The organism is Luteolibacter sp. (genome assembly GCF_039920825.1).
Classification (GTDB): domain Bacteria; phylum Verrucomicrobiota; class Verrucomicrobiia; order Verrucomicrobiales; family Akkermansiaceae; genus Luteolibacter.
This window is the reverse complement of sequence record NZ_JBDSCX010000014.1, coordinates 53894-71256: the sequence shown is the minus strand read 5'-3', so window position 1 is coordinate 71256 and position 17363 is coordinate 53894. Positions and strand designations below refer to the sequence as shown.

Here is a 17363-nt window from a genome sequence, read left to right as displayed (position 1 = left end):
GGAAGATTCAGAGCGGACTGAAGTCCTGAACTACTTTGGGCTCCAGCCACTTTTCCCGGCGGAACCAGGTTTCCTGGCGCTTCGCATACTGGCGGGTGGCGGCGTTGATGAGTTCCTCGCAGGTGCCGCGGTCGGTTTCGCCGGCTAACAGCGAACGGATCTCGCGGAAGCCGATGGCCTTTTCGAAGTTGTTGGAAATCTTCGATAGCGCGGCGACTTCTTCCAGCGCTCCGCCATCAAGCATTGCGCGGGTGCGCAGGGCGATGCGGGCATGGAGATCCTCGCGGGTGCGCTGGATGACGAAGCCTTGGAGTTGTGACGAGATTTCAGCGGTTTTTGATTCCCACTGATCGCGGAGATCGGATGCCTTTTGGCCGCTGAGAATGCAGATTTCCAAAGCGCGGGAAACAAAGCGGCGGTTTTGAAGGGCGGTGCGCGACGCCTCCACCGGATCTAACGATTCGAGTTCGGCGACGAGTTCTTCGAGAGGTCGCGCGTCCATCTCGGCCCGCAGCGCCGCGTCGCCGGTGGGAAGAGGAGCGGCTCCATGGGTGAGGAATTTCAGATAGAGTCCTGAGCCGCCGGTGATGATCGGAGTTTTACCGCGCGATTGAATTTCCTCGATGACGGGTTTCGCGAGTTTTACGTAGAGCTGCGCGTCGGCGGATTCGGTGGGTTCGAGTACACCGTAAAGATGATGGGGGACTACGGAGCGTTCTTCTTCGGAAGGCGCGGCGCTGACGATTTCCAGCCCGCGGTAGAGTTGGAATGCGTCGGCGTTGACGATCTCGCCGTTGAGTTTCCGCGCCATTTCCAGAGCAAGCGCGGATTTTCCCGAGGCAGTCGGGCCGCAGATGTAATAAGGGTCCATAGGGAGTGACGACCTTATTGTCGTCTCTTCAGAAATTTGCCGAACAGGAAGAGGGGACAATAAGGTCCCCACTCCTTAGAACGGGAATTTGCCGCCGCCGAGGCCTTTCATCATGTCCTTCATCCCGCTCATGCCGCCCATCTGTTTCATCATGTTGCCCATTTTGGTGGGGGATTTCATCATCTTGCGCATCTCGCCGAATTGTTTGATGAGCTGATTGACTTCCAACAGGCTGGTCCCGGAACCGGCGGCGATGCGCTGGCGGCGGGAGCCTTTGATGATCTCGGGGCGGGTGCGTTCAAGCATCGTCATGGACAGGACGATGGCTTCGGTGCGTTTGATTTTCTTAGTGTCGAAGGCTCCGGCGGGGAGCTGTTTCTTGATCTTGCTAAAACCGGGCATGAGTCCTAACAAACCTTCGAGCGGGCCCAGGTTCTGGATCATTTTCATCTGATCGAGAAAATCGGTGAAATCGAATTTGCCTTCCTGCATGCGCTTCATCGAACGCATGGCATCGGCCTCGTTCACCTTGTCGGCGACCTGTTCGACCATGCCGACGATGTCGCCCATGCCGAGAATGCGGTCGGCCATGCGGCTCGGGTGGAATTCGAAAAGCTGGTCGAGCTTCTCGCCCTCACCGGCGTATTTGATCGGCTTGCCGGTGATGGCGCGCATCGAAAGCGCGGCACCGCCGCGCGCGTCGCCGTCGAGCTTGGTGAGAATGATACCGGTGATGCCGACCGCTTCGTCGAAGTGTTGGGCGACGGAGACAGCCTGTTGTCCGGTGGCGGAATCGGCGACTAACAACGTTTCCTTCGGGTTGACGAAAGCGTGCAGGCGCTTGAGTTCGGCGATGAGCTTTTCGTCGATTTCCTGACGGCCGGCTGTGTCGAAAATGAGGACGGTACCTTGTTGCTTCTCAGCCCAGACGAGTGCGTCCTTGGCGACTTTAACCACGTCCGTTTCGGAAGCTTCCGGCGTGTAGCAGGGGACATCGATTTGCTTCGCGAGAACGGCGAGCTGGTCGATGGCGGCGGGTCGATAGAGATCGCAGGCGATGAGTAGCGGACGACGCCCTTCCTTTTTCAAACGGTTCGCGAGCTTGGCGGAAGTGGTGGTTTTACCCGCGCCGTTAAGTCCGCAGATGAGGATGCGGGCGGGTGGGTTGAGATCGAGCGGTGTCTGATCGCCGCCTAACAAGGCTTCGAGTTCGTCGTGGAAAATCTTGACGATTTGTTCACCGGGCTTGATCGACTTGAGCACGTCCTCGCCGAGGGCTTTTTCCTTCACTTTGGCGATGAAGTCCTTGGCGACGCCGAATTCAACATCGGCCTCAAGCAGCGCGATGCGGATTTCACGGAGCGCGTCGGCGATGTTCTTTTCCGAAATGCGGCCGACGCCGCGGAGGTTGCGGAACGTTTTGTCGAGACTGTCTGAGAGTGAGGAGAACATAGGAGTAGTTGCTGGAATGAAGGGATTATTCCCCGTCGGGAAGGTAGGCGGATTCGCGGTCGAGTTGGAAGGACCAGCGGAGAGGCGTTTCAACCACTTTGCCGGCGCTATCTTTCCATGTGATCATGACCTGGCAACTCGGTTGGCGCAGGCGGCGGTTAACCTGCCATGAAAATTTCTTCGTTTCGACCGTAAAAATGGCGGGGACCTCGCCGAATCCGGAAACCTTCATCGACAGGGTGGCGGGATCGAAATTTTCGAGGGTCGAGAGATCGGCGGAAATCTCGGGGAGGCGTGAGTTGATGATGGCCCCCGCTTCCGGTGACACAGGGTAGGCGGTTTTCTCGGCCGGTCCGGGGAGCTGTCCGCCGGTGTCACCCGGTCCCTGGCTTTCGCGGAAGGTGGTGGCAAGCTCGAAGATCTTGTCGTAGTTCCCAAGAATCATGTAGCGCGGCAGTGTTTTATTAGGCAGGGAGCGCTTGATCTTGCCGGGGACCACCGTGAACAGATAGGTGTAGCCGAATTCGTCGCTGAGCTTGAGCATTTCCTCGGTGTAAAATCCGCCGGGGTAGGAGTAGCTGGTCACCTTGGCCGGAAACTTGGATTCCAGGAAAAGTTTCGATTCGCCCATTTCCTTGCGAAGGTAGGCGTCGTAGGCATTTTCACCTTTTTTCCTGAAACTCTTTACCGTGATCGGATAGGGATGGCTGACCGAGTGGCTGCCGATGGTGGCGCCGTGGGCGACCATTTCCTCGATCATCGGAGTCGTCAGTGCCTTGCCGCCGCCATCGACGTAGTTCTTGTAGAGATAAAGCGTGAAGGGGTAACCGAACTCCTTCAAAATCGGATAGGCGTCGGTGTAAACGGATTTCCAACCATCGTCGAAGGTGAGCAAGATGCATTTCTGCGGGATTTCCTTTCCCTGTTCCTTCCACGCGGTGAATTCATCGAGCGTGATCACCTTGAGCCCGAGTTGGCGGATGGCTTCCATTTGCTTGCGGAATTTCGACGTGTGGATCCGCATCGCCGTCTCCGGAAGTTCTTCCGCGAAATCGTGGTAGCCGAGGATCGCGACCCGGATTCCGTCATCGGGGATTTCCGGTTCCGCTGCGGGCGGTGCGACTTGCGGGACCGTGGAGACCGGCGCAACCGGAGCCACGGGCGCGGGAGCATCCTGTGCCCAAAGGCAAATGCTGGTCAGAAAACCAAAAAACAGCGTCAATTTCGTCATCGGTGGGCGGAAAGTAGGCGCGGTGCGGGATTTTTGGAAGTCTCAAGAGGATCAGCGGGAGAATCTCTGCCAAAAGGCCTGAAATCCTTTGATTTCAAAAGGATTTCAGAAACTCCAAGGCTGTTTATTGCCGAGAAACTTGTCGCTGATCCAGTCGGTGAAGATTTTCCCGGATCTCACCCGTGTCCGTCACAAGGTGCGGGTGATTTTTACTTCAACCCGTCCAACGAACCGAGGATCTTCTGTTTGACCGGCTCGGTCGTTAGGTTTCCCAGGTGTCCACCATTCGGAAAAATGGACAGGCGCGACTGCGGGAACGTGGATTTCAGCCAGGAAATGTCGTTGGGATGGAGAATGAAATCGTTCTTGTTGACGAGGACACGGATTCTCGAATCCGCACCAAGGCGGTTCTGATAGGAGCGCAGATCCACTTCGCGGGCGAAATCCTCGGCACCGACGCCTTTGTCCTTGTAGTAGGGGAGGACGAAGCGGACGAAATAGTCGTCGAACGAATACCGCAGGATTTCGTCATAGCTGGCATCCCGCCGCCATTTGGAAAGCGGTGTTTGGAGCACGCCCATATCATGCCGCATCTGGCTGCTGAAGATGGTGTCGCGGAGGGTCAGCTTGAATGACATGCCGATCAGGAATTTTGACTCGATCGCATTGAACGGAGGCGTGGCGGTCGGGGCTGCCGGCAGGGTGACGAGACTCGCCACCTTGTGAATCGCGTTGTTGACCTTCTCCTGCCGTTCGGCGGCGGGCCATGCTTCGGTGGCGTCATAACAGGCGTCGATGGACTTGTATCCGACCCGCAGATCCACCGGCGTGTCGATGGCGACGTAGCGGTCGAAATGCACCATGTCGGGCGCCGCCTCTTTGTCGTGGGCGGCGAGATAGAGCGCTTGGAATCCTCCCATCGAGAATCCGACAAGCGCGCGCTTGCCGAACAATCCGGGATGCTTTTTCTCCAGCACGCGATCGAAGTCGGTGAACTCCGTGAGCAGGTCATGGCAATCGGTCGGCGGATAGGCGGGAAGATCCCTGGTGGAGGCGTTCTCCATGAACTCGGGATGGAACACGCCGGTGGTGGTGACCACCGAGTAGCCACTCTGATAGATCATTTCCGCCAGGGCGAGGGTTGTGCTCGATTCGCGGTGCAGACCTTGACCGGGAGAAATGTAAACGAGCGGGGCGTGGGTTTTCTGAAGCCAGTAGTTGAACTTCATTTTCCGTCCGGTGGAGGACATGCGCACGCTCATGACCCGGCTGTTCTGCAGGAAATTCGGATCGGTGGGCTTGATCAGCGCCACGCCGAGAGTTTGCAGCGTTCCCGGATCTTTCGGTCCCGGCGCGTCCCAATTTGGCTGGCCGTCTTTGGAAACATAGGTCCAGATGTTTTTCACACCGACATAAGGATCGGCTTCGGTGTGCACGAACTGAACGGCGTCCTCGGTTTGGTCGGTCAGCTTGTTGTAGGAGGTGCCGTAGGAGGCGTAAATGTAAGGCTCGGCGTAGTTCCAAGGCTCGGACGCCTCATCGGCGGCGAGTCCGAGAGCATGCGTTTCATCGCTCGGGCCGAGGACCGGCAGCATCAGATAGGTGCCCGGTTTCCAACCCCAGCGGACGAAGGTCTGGCCGAAATCGGCATCGGATTTCGGGATATTCCATTTCGTCGCGACATCGAACAAGCCGCCGATGCCGGCGGTCGTGTTGCACAGGAAACGCAGTGATTCATCTCCGGCACCGGACCAGCGGCCCTGCAGCGCGTTGTTCACCAGCCGGGTCGGGTAGGTGATGTTGCGGGTGAAATTGTTGATCGACCTCCGCGCCGGTGTCGGGACGATCGCCCGGTAAACTTTGCCGGTCGGCTGCATGAATCCGACGAGAATCCCGTGGTTCACGCCCCACAGCCCGCGGTTCACCGGCTCCAGTGGATCGGCGATGAACTGGGGAAATGTGGAATCGCCGTGCTTGACCGGATGCTTCGATGAAACTGGAACCGTAGTCGTTGGGTTCACCGACGAGCAGCCTGAAATCAGTCCGACCGCGACCGGACACAAGGCTGCCCACGCGCGGATGGCGGAACTGCGGGAAAAGCGGGCTGGGGAAATCGGGCGGAATTTCATGCGAACAGTCTTGGACACGGGATGCAATATCCGCAACCGATGAAATGAAAAGCCCGATATTTCCCTCCCTTGACTGGTTCCAATCAGGCAGGCGTCAGCTTCACCAGCAGGTCGTCGCTGTCCACCTGGTCGCCTTTTTTCACGAGGACCTCGGAAATGACCCCGTCGGCTCCGGCGCTGACGGTGGTGAGCATTTTCATAGCTTCGAGGGTGACGAGCTTGTCGCCCGCCTTGACCTCCTGTCCGGGGGAAACGGCGACTTCGGTGACCATGCCGGGCATCGGGGCGCAGGCGTGGGCTGGGTTGTTAGGTTCGCCTTTCACCCGCGAGGCGATGGAGACGGACTTGAGGGAATTGTCCGCGACGATTGATTCACGCGGCATGCCGTTGAGTTCGTAGAACAGCGCCCGCCGTCCCGCGGAGTCGGCCTCGCCGATGGAGATGAGTTTGATGATGAGAATCTTGCCGGTGTCGATCTCGATCTCGATCTCCTCACCGATGTGGAGTCCGTAGAAAAACGCGGGAGTCGGCAGGCTGCTGAGGTCGTCGTATTTCGCGCGGAACGCCATGAAGTCGGCGAAGACCTGCGGATACATCAAGTGCGAGTAGAGGTCGTCGTCGCTGATAGGTCGGCCGAGTTTGGTGGCAAGCTCGGCGCGGGTGGCTTCCAGATCGATCGGTTCCGCGAGTTCGCCGGGGCGCTTGGTCGTCGGCTTGCGGTTTCCTAACACCACCTTCTGGACTTCGACCGGCCAGCCGCCGTCGGGTTGACCGAGGCCGCCGGCGAGCATGTCGATCACGCTTTCCGGGAAGTCGACGGTGCCGGGTTTGATCTTCGTCACGTCCGCTGCCTTGATGTTGCGGGTGACGAGGAACATGCACATGTCGCCGACGACTTTGGACGATGGCGTGACCTTCACGATGTCGCCGAAGAGCTGGTTCACATCGGCGTAGGTGCGGGCGATTTCGCGCCAGCGGTGGCCGAGACCCATCGCGTTCGCCTGCTCGCGGAGATTGGTGTATTGCCCACCGGGCATCTCGTGTTCGTAAACCTCAGCCGTGCCGGACCGTGGGGCGGAATCGAACGGCTGATAGAACGCGAGCACCTGCTCCCAGTAATCGGAAAACTCGTTGAGGGAATTGAAATCCAGTCCCGGATCGCGACCGGTGCTGGCGAGCGCGGCGGAGACCGAGTTGAGATTCGGCTGCGATGTGGAGCCGGACATCGAGGAGATCGCGAGATCGACGATGTCCACTCCGGCCTTGGAAGCGGCGAGCACGGAAGCCGCGTTGATGCCCGAAGTGTCGTGGGTGTGGAAATGCACGGGAATGCCGATTTCCTCCTTCAGCGCGGTGACCAGCTTGTAAGCAGCATGCGGTTTGCAAAGTCCGGCCATGTCCTTGATGCAAAGCATGTGGGCTCCCATCCGTTCGACCTCCTTCGCCTTCTCGACGTAGTATTTCAGCGAATACTTGTCGCGCCGGCTGTCGGTGATGTCGCCGGTATAACAGATCGCCGCTTCGCAGATCGCCTTGCCGTGGTCGCGGACGGCTTCCATCGCGACGGTCATGTTAGGCAGGTAGTTGAGCGAATCGAAAATCCGGAAAATATCCATGCCGGAATCCGCCGCGTGTTTTACGAAACCGGCGACGACATTGTCCGGATAGTTCGAATAGCCGACGGCATTGGACCCGCGGAAGAGCATCTGGAAACAGATGTTGGGGACTTTTTCGCGCAAGCGGCGCAGGCGTTCCCACGGGCATTCGCAGAGGAAACGCATCGCCGTGTCGAAGGTCGCACCGCCCCACATTTCCAGCGAGAAAAGCTGCGGCAGGCGGTGGGAAACGGCCTCGGCGACGCGCAACATGTCGAAGCTGCGCATCCGCGTGGCGATCAACGACTGGTGGGCGTCGCGGAAGGTGGTGTCGGTGATGAGCAGGCGTTCCTCGGCGAGAATCCATTGCGCGAATTTCTCGGGTCCGAGTTCCAGCAATACATCGCGGCTGCCTTTAGGCACCTTCGCCTGATTCTCGATGAGGAGGGAACTCGGCACCACGGCCTTGTGCATCACGCCTTCCGGTTTCCAGCCCTTGGCGGTGGGATTTCCGTTCAACGTGACATCGGATAGATAGGAGAGCGTGCGCGTCGCCCGGTCGCGGCGGCGTTTGAACTGGAACAGCTCGGTCTTGGTGTCGATCAGCTTGGTGTGGGCCTGGCCGCTGCGGAAGGTCTCGTCGGCGATGACGTTTTCGAGAAACGGGATGTTCGTTTTCACTCCGCGGATGCGGAACTCGCGGAGCGCGCGGTCCATGCGTTGGCAGGCCATCGGGAAGTCGCGGCCCATCGCGGTGACCTTGACGAGCATCGAATCGTAATACGGCGTGATGACCGATCCCGCGTCGGCGGAAGCGGCGTCCAAACGGATGCCGAAGCCGGCGGCGGAGCGGTAGTTGAGGATCCGGCCGTAGTCGGGTGAGAAATTTTTCTCCGGATCCTCGGTGGTGACGCGGCACTGGATCGCGAAACCGTTGCACGGGATCTGGTCCTGCGGAGGCAGCGCGATTTCCTTGCCGAAAAGCGTGTGGCCTGCGGAAACGAGGATCTGCGACCTAACTAAATCAATGCCGGTAACGCACTCGGTCACCGTGTGCTCCACCTGGATCCGCGGGTTCATCTCGATGAAGAACCAGTCGTTCTTGTCCATGTCGTAGAGGAACTCGACGGTGCCCGCGTTGTCGTAGCCGATGCCTTTCGCTAGTGCGACGGCGGCATCGCAAAGCTCTTTTCTCACCTTCGGATCCAAGTTTACCGCCGGGGCGACCTCAACAACTTTCTGATAGCGCCGCTGCACCGAACAATCGCGTTCGTGGAGATGGACGACATTGCCATGCTGGTCGCCGAGAATTTGCACCTCGATGTGCTTGGCGCGGGAAATGTAGCGCTCCAGGAAAACCGCGGCATTGCCGAACGCGTTGAGCGCCTCATTCTGCGCCTCGGCTAACAGACCGGCAAGTTGCGAAGGTTTTTCCACCACCCGCATCCCGCGGCCGCCTCCACCGAAGGCGGCTTTGATGATGAGTGGAAATCCGATTTCATGCGCGGCGGTCAGCGCTTGATCCGGATCGGTGATCGGTTCTTCGGTGCCTGGCAGGGTGGGGACCTTGAAGCTGTGGGCCAGGGCCCGCGCCGCCGTTTTGTCACCCATGTTTTCCAACAGATCCGTCGACGGGCCGATGAAGACGATGCCCTCACGCGCGCAGGCCCGCGCGAACGCGGCGTTTTCCGATAGAAATCCGTAGCCGGGGTGGATCATCGTCACGCCCTTCTGCTTCGCCAGAGTTACGATGCCCTCGACATCGAGATAGGCCCCGACCGGTCCCTTCGACGAATCGAGCTGATATGCCTCGTCCGCCTTGAAGCGGTGGATGGAAAACCGGTCTTCTTCGGCGAAAATCGAGACGGTCGTGAGACCGAGTTCGTTGGCGGCGCGGAAAATGCGGATGGCGATTTCACCGCGGTTGGCGGCCATCAATTTTCCGGGTGGGCGTGGGTTTTCAAGCATCGTGCATGCTTTCTAGCGGCCCCCGGGCGGTTCGTGAAGAGGAAATCCGGGTTACGTCATCCCCCGTTTGTGTAGTGGATCACATCTTCGGGCGTCGCCAAGATTTCCATTTTCCGCCCGAACGGTGGCTGTTTTATCATGTTGGCCGCTGCTCCCGTCCGAGGTAGGGATGTTTCGTGAATGTCCCTTGGATCGTTTTGGTGTTTTTCCTGACTGTGGTCCGGTTGCCTGCCGCAGGGCAGGTCAGCGACGAGGCCCGGACGTGTTTCGAGTGGTTTTCTAGTCTTGGGTATCCGGATGTGAAGGAGGCAAAATGGGTGCAGGTGTCGCTGGGCAGAGCCGGGGACGATGCTTCCGAGCCCCTCCATGTGGCCACGACGGATGGTTTCGTGATTGAAGATGCGGATGACCATTTCCGGGTGCTGAGGCCGGACCTGACCCGCCAATTTTTCAAGAGAAACGAAATGAAGCGGAGCGATTTGAAATGGGTGGGTTTCGAGGAACGGTCGTTCATCGACAAGGCGCGCCAGGACCTCGAGGAATTGAAGAATCCGCCGAAGCGCGGATATGGACATTTTGGATTGAGACTCGGTCCCGCCGCCGCGGTGTTCTTCACCGGCTATGTGTGTTGGCGGAAGGGCGAGAATGAAATTGCCGGGGAATTGTTTGATGCCGCGAGTCGCCTGCCGTTTGACGCCCGTTCGACCGGTGGAAATACGGGGTCGGTTCCCGGCATGCGGCAGGTTCTCGAAATTCAGTTAGGCGAGGCGGCGATCTGGACCGCGATGATCCAGTTTGGAGACAACTTCGAAGACGGACCGGGAGCCCCGCTGGTTCCTCGCGCCGAACTTCTGGAATCCTTCCACAGGATCGTGAAAAACTATCCGGCCAGTCCCTATCATGATCGGGCGATTCAAACGGTGGCTCTGTTGGAAAGAATGGTCGTCGAAGATCAGGAACATCCGTTGATCTCGGACGAGGCGTTGTCGAAACTGCCCGAGGAACAGCGGATCGCGGAATGGATCTATCGGCTGCGTGATCAGAACGGTCATCAAGACATGCAGCCTGGAGGGTGTGATATTTTCGACGGCTTTAGGGGCCGTGATGGTGTTTCTCCCGCCCATCAACTGCTCAAGATCGGATACAACGCCGTGCCCCAATTGATCGAAGCCATCGGCGATGAACGTTTTTCTCGCTCAGTCGGATATGCGCGTGATTTCCGGTTTTCTCATGATGTGTTGACCATCGGGGAGTGTGCGATGCGGATTCTGGAAAGGATCACCGGGGAATCATTCCAGCAATGGACACGGACTTCCGATCACATGCCCCGCGAGGAGGAAGTGGCGGCGAAGCAAAAACTCCCCAGACAATGGTGGGCGAAATTCCAACAGAAGGGCGGGATCGGATCACTGGTGGACGCGATCTCATCCGGAGAAAAATCACCGAGGTCCTTGTTGGCGAAACTGAGGACAGTGGCCCCGGATGCGGTGGAAAGTACGGTCCTTCGCGGGGCTGCCAATGCGACGAAGGAGAACCTGATTGATGAGTTCATCGAGCCCTTGGGAGCCCTCGGTTCACCGGCGGCCAGCGGGCAGCTTCTCAAATGGCTCAACGGAAACCTGTCGCTGGGCACACGCCTCTCCGCCGCAGTCCAGTTGTTCAATCAGAATCACCCGGCCGCGCTGCCGTTCGTGATCCGGGAGTGGCAACGATTCCCCCTGACCCGACGCGATGGCGACTCCGGCGATTTTGAAATCATGGTGAAATTGCTGATCGCCAGCAGGGACGACGTCGCGATGCGGGGATTGGTGGAGAATTGGGACCAGCGCTCCGATTCGGATCGGTTTGAAATCGTCCGGGAACTCGGCGAAGGCATGGGGCTGAAGCCGGTGCCGTCGTGGAACCCCGTGATCAAAACGAGGGCTCCTTCTGCGGAAGCCGACGAGATTGCCATCAGGTTGCTGGCTCATGCGCTGGAGGATCCCGCCGCCCGATACGGGTCGAGCGGATCCATTGGTGATTTCAGTTACGAAAATCCGCGGATCTGTGACTTCGCGTTGTGGTCGTTGAACTGCATCGCACCTTCCGTATATGCCTTCTCCGCCAAGGCGGGCCGCCGCCAGCGCGACATGGAGCGCTTCACCGCAGCCAATCAATGGAGCGGCGCTCACGGGACGAAAACCCTGCCGTTTCCACCCGGACCGGGCCCGAAGTTGGATGAAACGGACGCCCTCAAAATCACCGGCATCGAGGTCGGACCTGCGGGAAAGCCGGTCGGCGGCAAATTAACGGATCGAATCCACGGGTTGGAAGGATCAGCATTCGCGGCGGATACGATTCCCGGGCTGCTGAGATGGTTTGCGACCCACGAATGCCCGGGCGTGCGGGGACTTCATGTCGAGGCGGTTCGTGAGGCTGATCTCACAGGAGTCATCCTCGTCGTCCATATCGTGTCGGGAGAATATCCTGCGAAAGACAGCTCCTGGGGCTGGCACAGTGGAGGCTTGATCGGCACTCATCCTCTGGGTAATAGCGGCGGCTCATCCTCCGCCGGCTCGGTTCTTGATGGAACGTTTTTGGAGGATTTCACCGAGGACCTGTCCGAAAAACTCAAGACTCAGGCAACGACCCCATTCCTGGTGAGCGTCGGTCTGGTCGGGCAGCCCTGATTTCCAAGCCTGTGGCTCGGGATGCCGGAAACTCAGGCTCCGCCCTTGCTCGTCCGGTGTCCGGGTGTCGCCAGGATCTCGATGTAAACCGAGGAGCACTGGCTTGCGGCCGCTTGATCGATCGCAGGGACGATTTCCTCGAGATGCTTCGTTTCCGGAGTTGCTTCGCCTTGGCCGACCTTGCAGTTGAAATCCCAGAAATCGACGCCTTCGGGCAGGGCTTTTTTCCGTTCGCGCTTCACGTATTTCCGGACGTCGCTTTTGATCTGCTCGACGACGCGCGCCGGCTGGTGGCTCGGCGAGGTGAGGGGAAATGTCTTTTTCATGGCACCCGCTTGTGTCCAGCGGGCGGTCCTTTGTCTAGGATAAGTCCGGATTTTTTGGAGTGAATGATCAGGGTGAAGTGAATTAATCTCCGGCATGGCTATTGAGACCTTTGCCGGCATTTCTCCGACGATTCATGAAAGCGCGTTCATCGCCGCGAGTGCGGATGTGATCGGGCGAGTGACTCTGCACGAGGAGACGAGCGTCTGGTATCAAGCGACGCTGCGCGGAGACATCAATGAAATCGTGATCGGTGCGCGGTCGAACGTGCAGGATAACGTGGTGATCCATTTGGCGGACGACTACGGCTGTTATGTCGGCGAATTAGTGACCGTGGGGCACTCGGCGATTCTTCATGCGTGCACGGTGAAGGACGAGGTGCTCGTTGGCATGGGAGCGATCATTCTCGACGGTGCGGTGATCGGCGAACGCTCGATCATCGGAGCCGGCGCGTTGGTGACGGGTGGGACAATCATTCCACCGGGCTCGCTGGTTCTGGGTTCGCCGGGAAAAGTGGTGCGGACGCTTCCGCTGGACGAGCAGTTGAAGATCCGAAGCTGGGCGGATAAGTATGTGCTGGGTTCTCGGAAATATCTGGACCGGAAATAGGGAGGGTGGACGCCTCGTCCACCTGCCAATGAGAGGAGCAAGTCTGGAGCTTCGCGCTTTTCCTTTCGCCTCCCATTGGCTTCGCGGACGAGACGTCCACGCCCCTTATAGGAACGGGTTACTTTTCCGTTCCTCACCAAGAGTCGTGGCGGGGCCGTGGCCGGGTAGTAGAACCGTTTCATCCGGCAGGGGAGAGAGGACTTCGTGCAGCCGGTGCAACGCATGCTGATAGAGAGCGGGCGTTTCACACCCACCCATGGAGCCGGCGAAGAGGGCGTCGCCGGTGACGAGGACGGGAGATGCCAGTCCAACGATATGAAAACCGAGCGTCGGCGTGAAATGGCCGGATAGATCGCACGCGCGGATGACGAGCGATCCGCAGCGGATCGACTCGCCAGGACTCATGGGCCAGGAACCATCGATCTTTGATCCGTAAGGAATATTTCCCCGTTTGATGAATGATTGAATTCCGCCGATATGATCCCGGTGCCCGTGGGTGATGAAAATCTGATCGAGAACGGGAGCGCTGATTGAGTCGAGGGCCCACACGCAGGATTCGGGTTCGTAGCCGGTATCGAACAGAATCGTCTGGTCATTGGTCCGGACGAGCCAGGCGTTCACCCGCTCCTCACGGAACGGCAAGTCGAGCCGGTGGATTTCCGGCATGTTGATGGGCTTGGGAAGGTAATGGTCGTGCTTCGCGAGCGCCTCGGGATTAAGTCCCAACACCGGCGCAAGACGACGGGCGGTTTCCTGCGAGAAATTCCCGCGCGAGAACGACATCACCTCGCTTTCGGGAAGTCCCGCACGCAAAGCGGCCTCGCCCGGTGCCAGGGCGAGGCCTTTGAAGGCTTTGCGAATCACGTAGGTGAAATCGTCTTCTAACATTCCGATCAGCGCGTCCGGTAGTAGCCGTCCGGGTTGTTGATGAAATAGACGTCCTTTGAATTCAAATGCGGCAACCAGACGAATGGCTTGCCGGACGAATCGATCTCTTCGGTTTGAGCGGCTTGTTTCGCGGCGGCTGAGGGATCCACGGCGTCCGGATCCCTGGTGAACGAGGTTTCGTCGATGCCGGTGACGACATGATCGACCCATTTCAACTCCTTCGCCTGCTCTCCGAATTCACTCCAGTCGCCGTTGGACGAATGGGCATACATTTTCTTGATGAACTCGTCGGGAGTGATTCCCATTTTCGTGGCGACCGGCGTGCCTAACCGCTGCCACCAGCGTTCGCTTTCCTCGTGGAACTCGCGTTGTTCTGTGAGGTTGAGCTGGCCCATGACGACGGAGCTGATCTGGTGATGGAGGATCACCGCATTCGGATAGGCGTAGGATTCCTTGGCGAGCGTGGTGATGGCGGCGGCCATCGAAGCGGCGAAGGATTTCACCACGACATGAACCGGAGCGTCGCTGGATTCCATGGCCTTGAGGATGCGATAGCCCGCCATGACGGAGCCGCCGGGGCTGGCGTCGATGACGATGAAGATGGGCAGCTCGCGGTCCTTGTTATTCCAGTATTGGATGCGGTTGGAAATGAAGTCCGCGGTGTTCGCGGTGATGAGTCCGTTGAGCGGAATCCGGCGGTCGGAAATGACCAGCATGCCGTTTTCCTTGAGCGGGTTTTTCAAGAAAACCGGTTTGGCATCCGCGAATTTCGAGCGCTTGTCGGTGGTCTCGATGCGGGCGATGTCGCCTTGGAGCCGGGTAATTTCAAGGGCTGCCTCGGTCTGGGCGGTCTTGAGATCGTTGGTAAGTTTCTCCGCCTTGATTTTGGAAAGTTCGCTTTCCTCGGTGAGTCTTTCCTTCTCGGCTTCCAGCTTGGCGAGTTCGTCCTGTAGGGCGGACTGGCGCTTGGCCGACTCCAGCGCGAGTTTTTCGGTCAGAAGTTCACGCTCCAGTTTCAGGCGGGTGACCTCGGACCGCATGGCGTTGGTGGCCTGGACGAGGCGCTCGGCTTCGAGCTTGTTGTCGGTGGCAAGGGCTTCCTGTTCCTTGGATTTTGCTTCCAGAACGGGATCCTTGGCTGGGGTGGCGGGTGCCGCTGGAGGAGCGACGGCTTCGGCGGACGTGGCTGTTTGCGCCGGAAGCCATGTTGCCAAGGCCAAGCCAATGATGGCGGTGCGGGTGTGGGAGATTTTCATAGGACCTGTGTAGAACGGCGTGAGAATAGCCCTTTGTTTCGAAAAATCTAGGAATTCCGGGCCTTGCGGGCCTTCGCACGGACTCCGAGGAGAACAATGATCCCGGCGAAACCGAGAAACGCACAGGCGGCGATGCCAATGGTGGTGAAAAGCCGGGTCGCCCCAGCGTCCACCTCCTTGTCGGTGATCGAATCGACAGGGGTTTCCTTGGGATTTCGGGTAATGACGATCTTGCCGTCGGAAATCTCAAGGCGGGTGAACTTCTTCATCGCCGGACCGATCTCCTTGTCGGTTAGGTAGCGTTCGGTGATTCGATAGGGCGACATCTGGTCGATGAATTCCTGAGGCACCGTCACGCCGGGAACCTCGATCCTGTCGATGGCGAGCAGCACCTCGTCTTTGTAAAACCGCGGACTGGCGATCATGGTGGCGTTCAGATAGCGCGAGTCGGATGCGATCCAGCCCTTCTCGCCTTCCTTGGTGAGCCGGGGACGGCCGTTGAGAGGAAATGAAATCGCGATGCGCAACTGGTCTCCCTCGATACCGGTGACGCGGAAGGTTCCACGGAGTTCCTTGAATGCGTCGTAGCTGGCGATCGCGAGGTTCACGTCATCGGCTGATAGGGACAACGTGGAGATGTAATCCCCGGCAAGTCCCTGGCGGAATGTCTCGACCCGTTCGGCGAGATTGTTGAGTTCCGGCTCCTTGTTTTCCAGCGGCGTGACCTCGATCGTCACCGGTTTTTCTCCGGTGAATTTCGCGATCTCATTGAACTGCCTGAAAAGCGTTAGGACAGAGAAGCCGATGAGGAAAGTCATTACCACCATCGCGGCGATGAGGATGGCGCAACCGGCGAATGGCGAGCGGGCGCTGAGGTCTTTGTCAGGCTGGGATTGGGTCATCGGGCAATCAGGAAAATGGGGTCACGGGTCCATGCGGCGGCGCTCCTCGTCCTCCGGGATGTCGTGGGGTTTCTCGTCCTCGAGTTTCGGCAGTTCGTCGCTAACAGGAGGATCCTTCGGAGGATATTCATCATCATGCCACCCGTCGTCACCGGATTCTTCGATGTGATGATGGTCATCGTCATGCCATCCCGCGTCATGGGGATCGTTTATTTCGGCGGCCGCACGACGTCTTTCCTCGTTGAGCAGCATTCGCTCGGCGCTTTCACGGGCTTCCTGTTCTTCGCGGATCCTGGCTTTCTTGCGGTCGAAAAAGGCGAGCCAGATGCAGATTTCGTAGAGGACGATCATCGGCGCGGCCATCAGCAGCATCGTCGGGATGTCCGGTGTCGGCGTGAGCACGGCGGCGGCGATGAAGATGGCGACAATTGCATAGGAACGCGTCTTGGACATCGTTTCGTAGCTGAGCAGCCCCAATTTCACGAACACCATCACGACCACCGGAAGTTCGAACGAAGCGCCGAACAACAGCGTGAATTGAGTGGCGAAGGAAATGTATTCGCCGATCCGCCAGTCGTTGGAGATGCCCATGTCGCCGCTCCACTGATAGAAAAACAGCAGCGTTTTCGGCAGCACCAGATAGTAGGCGAACGCGCTGCCAGCGAGAAAGAGTCCGAAACCGATCGACATGGCCGGCCACAGGACGCGCTTCTCATGGCTGTGCATGCCCGGCAGGACGAATTGCAGGACGAACAACAGCAGCAGCGGAAACGACACGACGATGCCGGCGACGAACGACAGCTTCATCGACAGCATGAATCCCTCGGTCGGCTTGAGGGCGGACATCATCTTGAGATTGCCTTGGGCGTCGCTGTCCGTGTTAGGTTTCGATTTGAGCAGCGCCTTAACCTGTTGTTTGAACTCCGGGGTTTCCGCCAGGGAATCAACGAACTTTTCACGCTTCGCTTCCGGTAATACCGTCGCCGCCCTCAACACGCCGATGGACTTCGCGTGGAAAACGAGCGTGTTGTTGCCGATGGTTTGATAGAAAACCTCGCGCTGCTCCGGCACCAGGTTCATCGCCGCATGTTCCACCTTGCGGGCCTCGCCCCAGAGATCCACCGTCAGGGGGCGTGGCGCATCCTTGGGCAGCGTCGCCTGGATTTGGGTGATGAGGACCTGGTCCACCGGTAGCCGGAAGAAATCCATGATCTTCTTGTTGAAGACGAAGCAGGCCAGCATCGCGATCACCAGTGTGATCACGATCCGGGTGATCATCGTCCGCAAGTCCTCCAGGTGTTCGAGAAACGGTTTTTCGTGGTCCGGATGGGAATTCTCGCGGAGCTGGATGGCTTTTTTCAGCAGGTACATGCTTGTGGGGGCGGGATTCAAGCCTCGCAACCCCCTGACCGCAAGGGCAGATGTTTTTACCGGGGAATTCTGACGTTGCGGCAATGCCGGACATGTCC

The 17363-nt window shown here is 58.6% G+C and carries 12 protein-coding genes; 2 read left to right on the top strand and 10 right to left on the bottom strand.

Going from position 1 to position 17363, the window contains the following annotated elements; all coding sequences use genetic code 11:
- Positions 1 to 7: 7 nt before the first annotated feature.
- The 5 genes from miaA to ABIQ96_RS03465 form a co-directional block, all read right to left on the bottom strand.
- On the bottom strand, positions 8 to 871 hold the full coding sequence (gene miaA, locus ABIQ96_RS03485; protein WP_348213158.1) for a tRNA (adenosine(37)-N6)-dimethylallyltransferase MiaA: 864 nt from the start codon (positions 869 to 871) through the stop codon (positions 8 to 10).
- 75 nt (positions 872 to 946) lie between these two features.
- A complete protein-coding gene (ffh, locus tag ABIQ96_RS03480) occupies positions 947 to 2323 on the bottom strand; it encodes a signal recognition particle protein (RefSeq protein WP_348213157.1) in 1377 nt (458 codons plus the stop codon).
- 25 nt (positions 2324 to 2348) lie between these two features.
- Positions 2349 to 3554, bottom strand: coding sequence for a polysaccharide deacetylase family protein (locus tag ABIQ96_RS03475; protein ID WP_348213156.1), 1206 nt, complete (start codon positions 3552 to 3554; stop codon positions 2349 to 2351).
- Between the two features lie 209 nt (positions 3555 to 3763).
- Entirely contained in the window at positions 3764 to 5683 is a 1920-nt protein-coding gene (locus ABIQ96_RS03470) for an MlaA family lipoprotein (protein ID WP_348213155.1), read from the bottom strand.
- 83 nt (positions 5684 to 5766) lie between these two features.
- Positions 5767 to 9213 (bottom strand): pyruvate carboxylase, encoded by a 3447-nt coding sequence (locus ABIQ96_RS03465; protein WP_348213154.1) that lies wholly within the window; start codon positions 9211 to 9213, stop codon positions 5767 to 5769.
- A 209-nt stretch (positions 9214 to 9422) separates the two neighbouring features.
- Here ABIQ96_RS03465 and ABIQ96_RS03460 point away from each other — a divergent pair, with 209 nt between their 5' ends.
- Positions 9423 to 11915 (top strand): hypothetical protein, encoded by a 2493-nt coding sequence (locus tag ABIQ96_RS03460; protein WP_348213153.1) that lies wholly within the window; start codon positions 9423 to 9425, stop codon positions 11913 to 11915.
- 32 nt (positions 11916 to 11947) lie between these two features.
- On the opposite strand, the gene ABIQ96_RS03455 is transcribed toward ABIQ96_RS03460, so the two are convergent.
- Positions 11948 to 12241, bottom strand: a complete 294-nt coding sequence (locus tag ABIQ96_RS03455) for a DUF6172 family protein (protein WP_348213152.1) — start codon at positions 12239 to 12241, stop codon at positions 11948 to 11950.
- 94 nt (positions 12242 to 12335) lie between these two features.
- Between ABIQ96_RS03455 and ABIQ96_RS03450 the strand changes: the two genes are divergently transcribed.
- Positions 12336 to 12848 carry a gamma carbonic anhydrase family protein gene (locus ABIQ96_RS03450; protein ID WP_348213151.1) on the top strand — a complete coding sequence of 171 codons (513 nt, stop codon included), beginning with the start codon at positions 12336 to 12338 and terminating at the stop codon, positions 12846 to 12848.
- A gap of 105 nt (positions 12849 to 12953) precedes the next feature.
- Here ABIQ96_RS03450 and ABIQ96_RS03445 read toward each other — a convergent pair whose 3' ends face one another.
- From ABIQ96_RS03445 to tatC, 4 genes are read right to left on the bottom strand one after another with little or no spacing between them, the layout of a single operon-like run.
- Positions 12954 to 13736 (bottom strand): MBL fold metallo-hydrolase, encoded by a 783-nt coding sequence (locus ABIQ96_RS03445; RefSeq protein ID WP_348213150.1) that lies wholly within the window; start codon positions 13734 to 13736, stop codon positions 12954 to 12956.
- A gap of 5 nt (positions 13737 to 13741) precedes the next feature.
- Entirely contained in the window at positions 13742 to 14992 is a 1251-nt protein-coding gene (locus tag ABIQ96_RS03440; RefSeq protein WP_348213149.1) for an ATP-dependent Clp protease proteolytic subunit, read from the bottom strand.
- A gap of 47 nt (positions 14993 to 15039) precedes the next feature.
- Positions 15040 to 15894, bottom strand: coding sequence for a hypothetical protein (locus ABIQ96_RS03435; protein ID WP_348213148.1), 855 nt, complete (start codon positions 15892 to 15894; stop codon positions 15040 to 15042).
- 21 nt (positions 15895 to 15915) lie between these two features.
- Positions 15916 to 17265 (bottom strand): twin-arginine translocase subunit TatC, encoded by a 1350-nt coding sequence (gene tatC / locus ABIQ96_RS03430; RefSeq protein ID WP_348213147.1) that lies wholly within the window; start codon positions 17263 to 17265, stop codon positions 15916 to 15918.
- Positions 17266 to 17363: the final 98 nt, after the last annotated feature.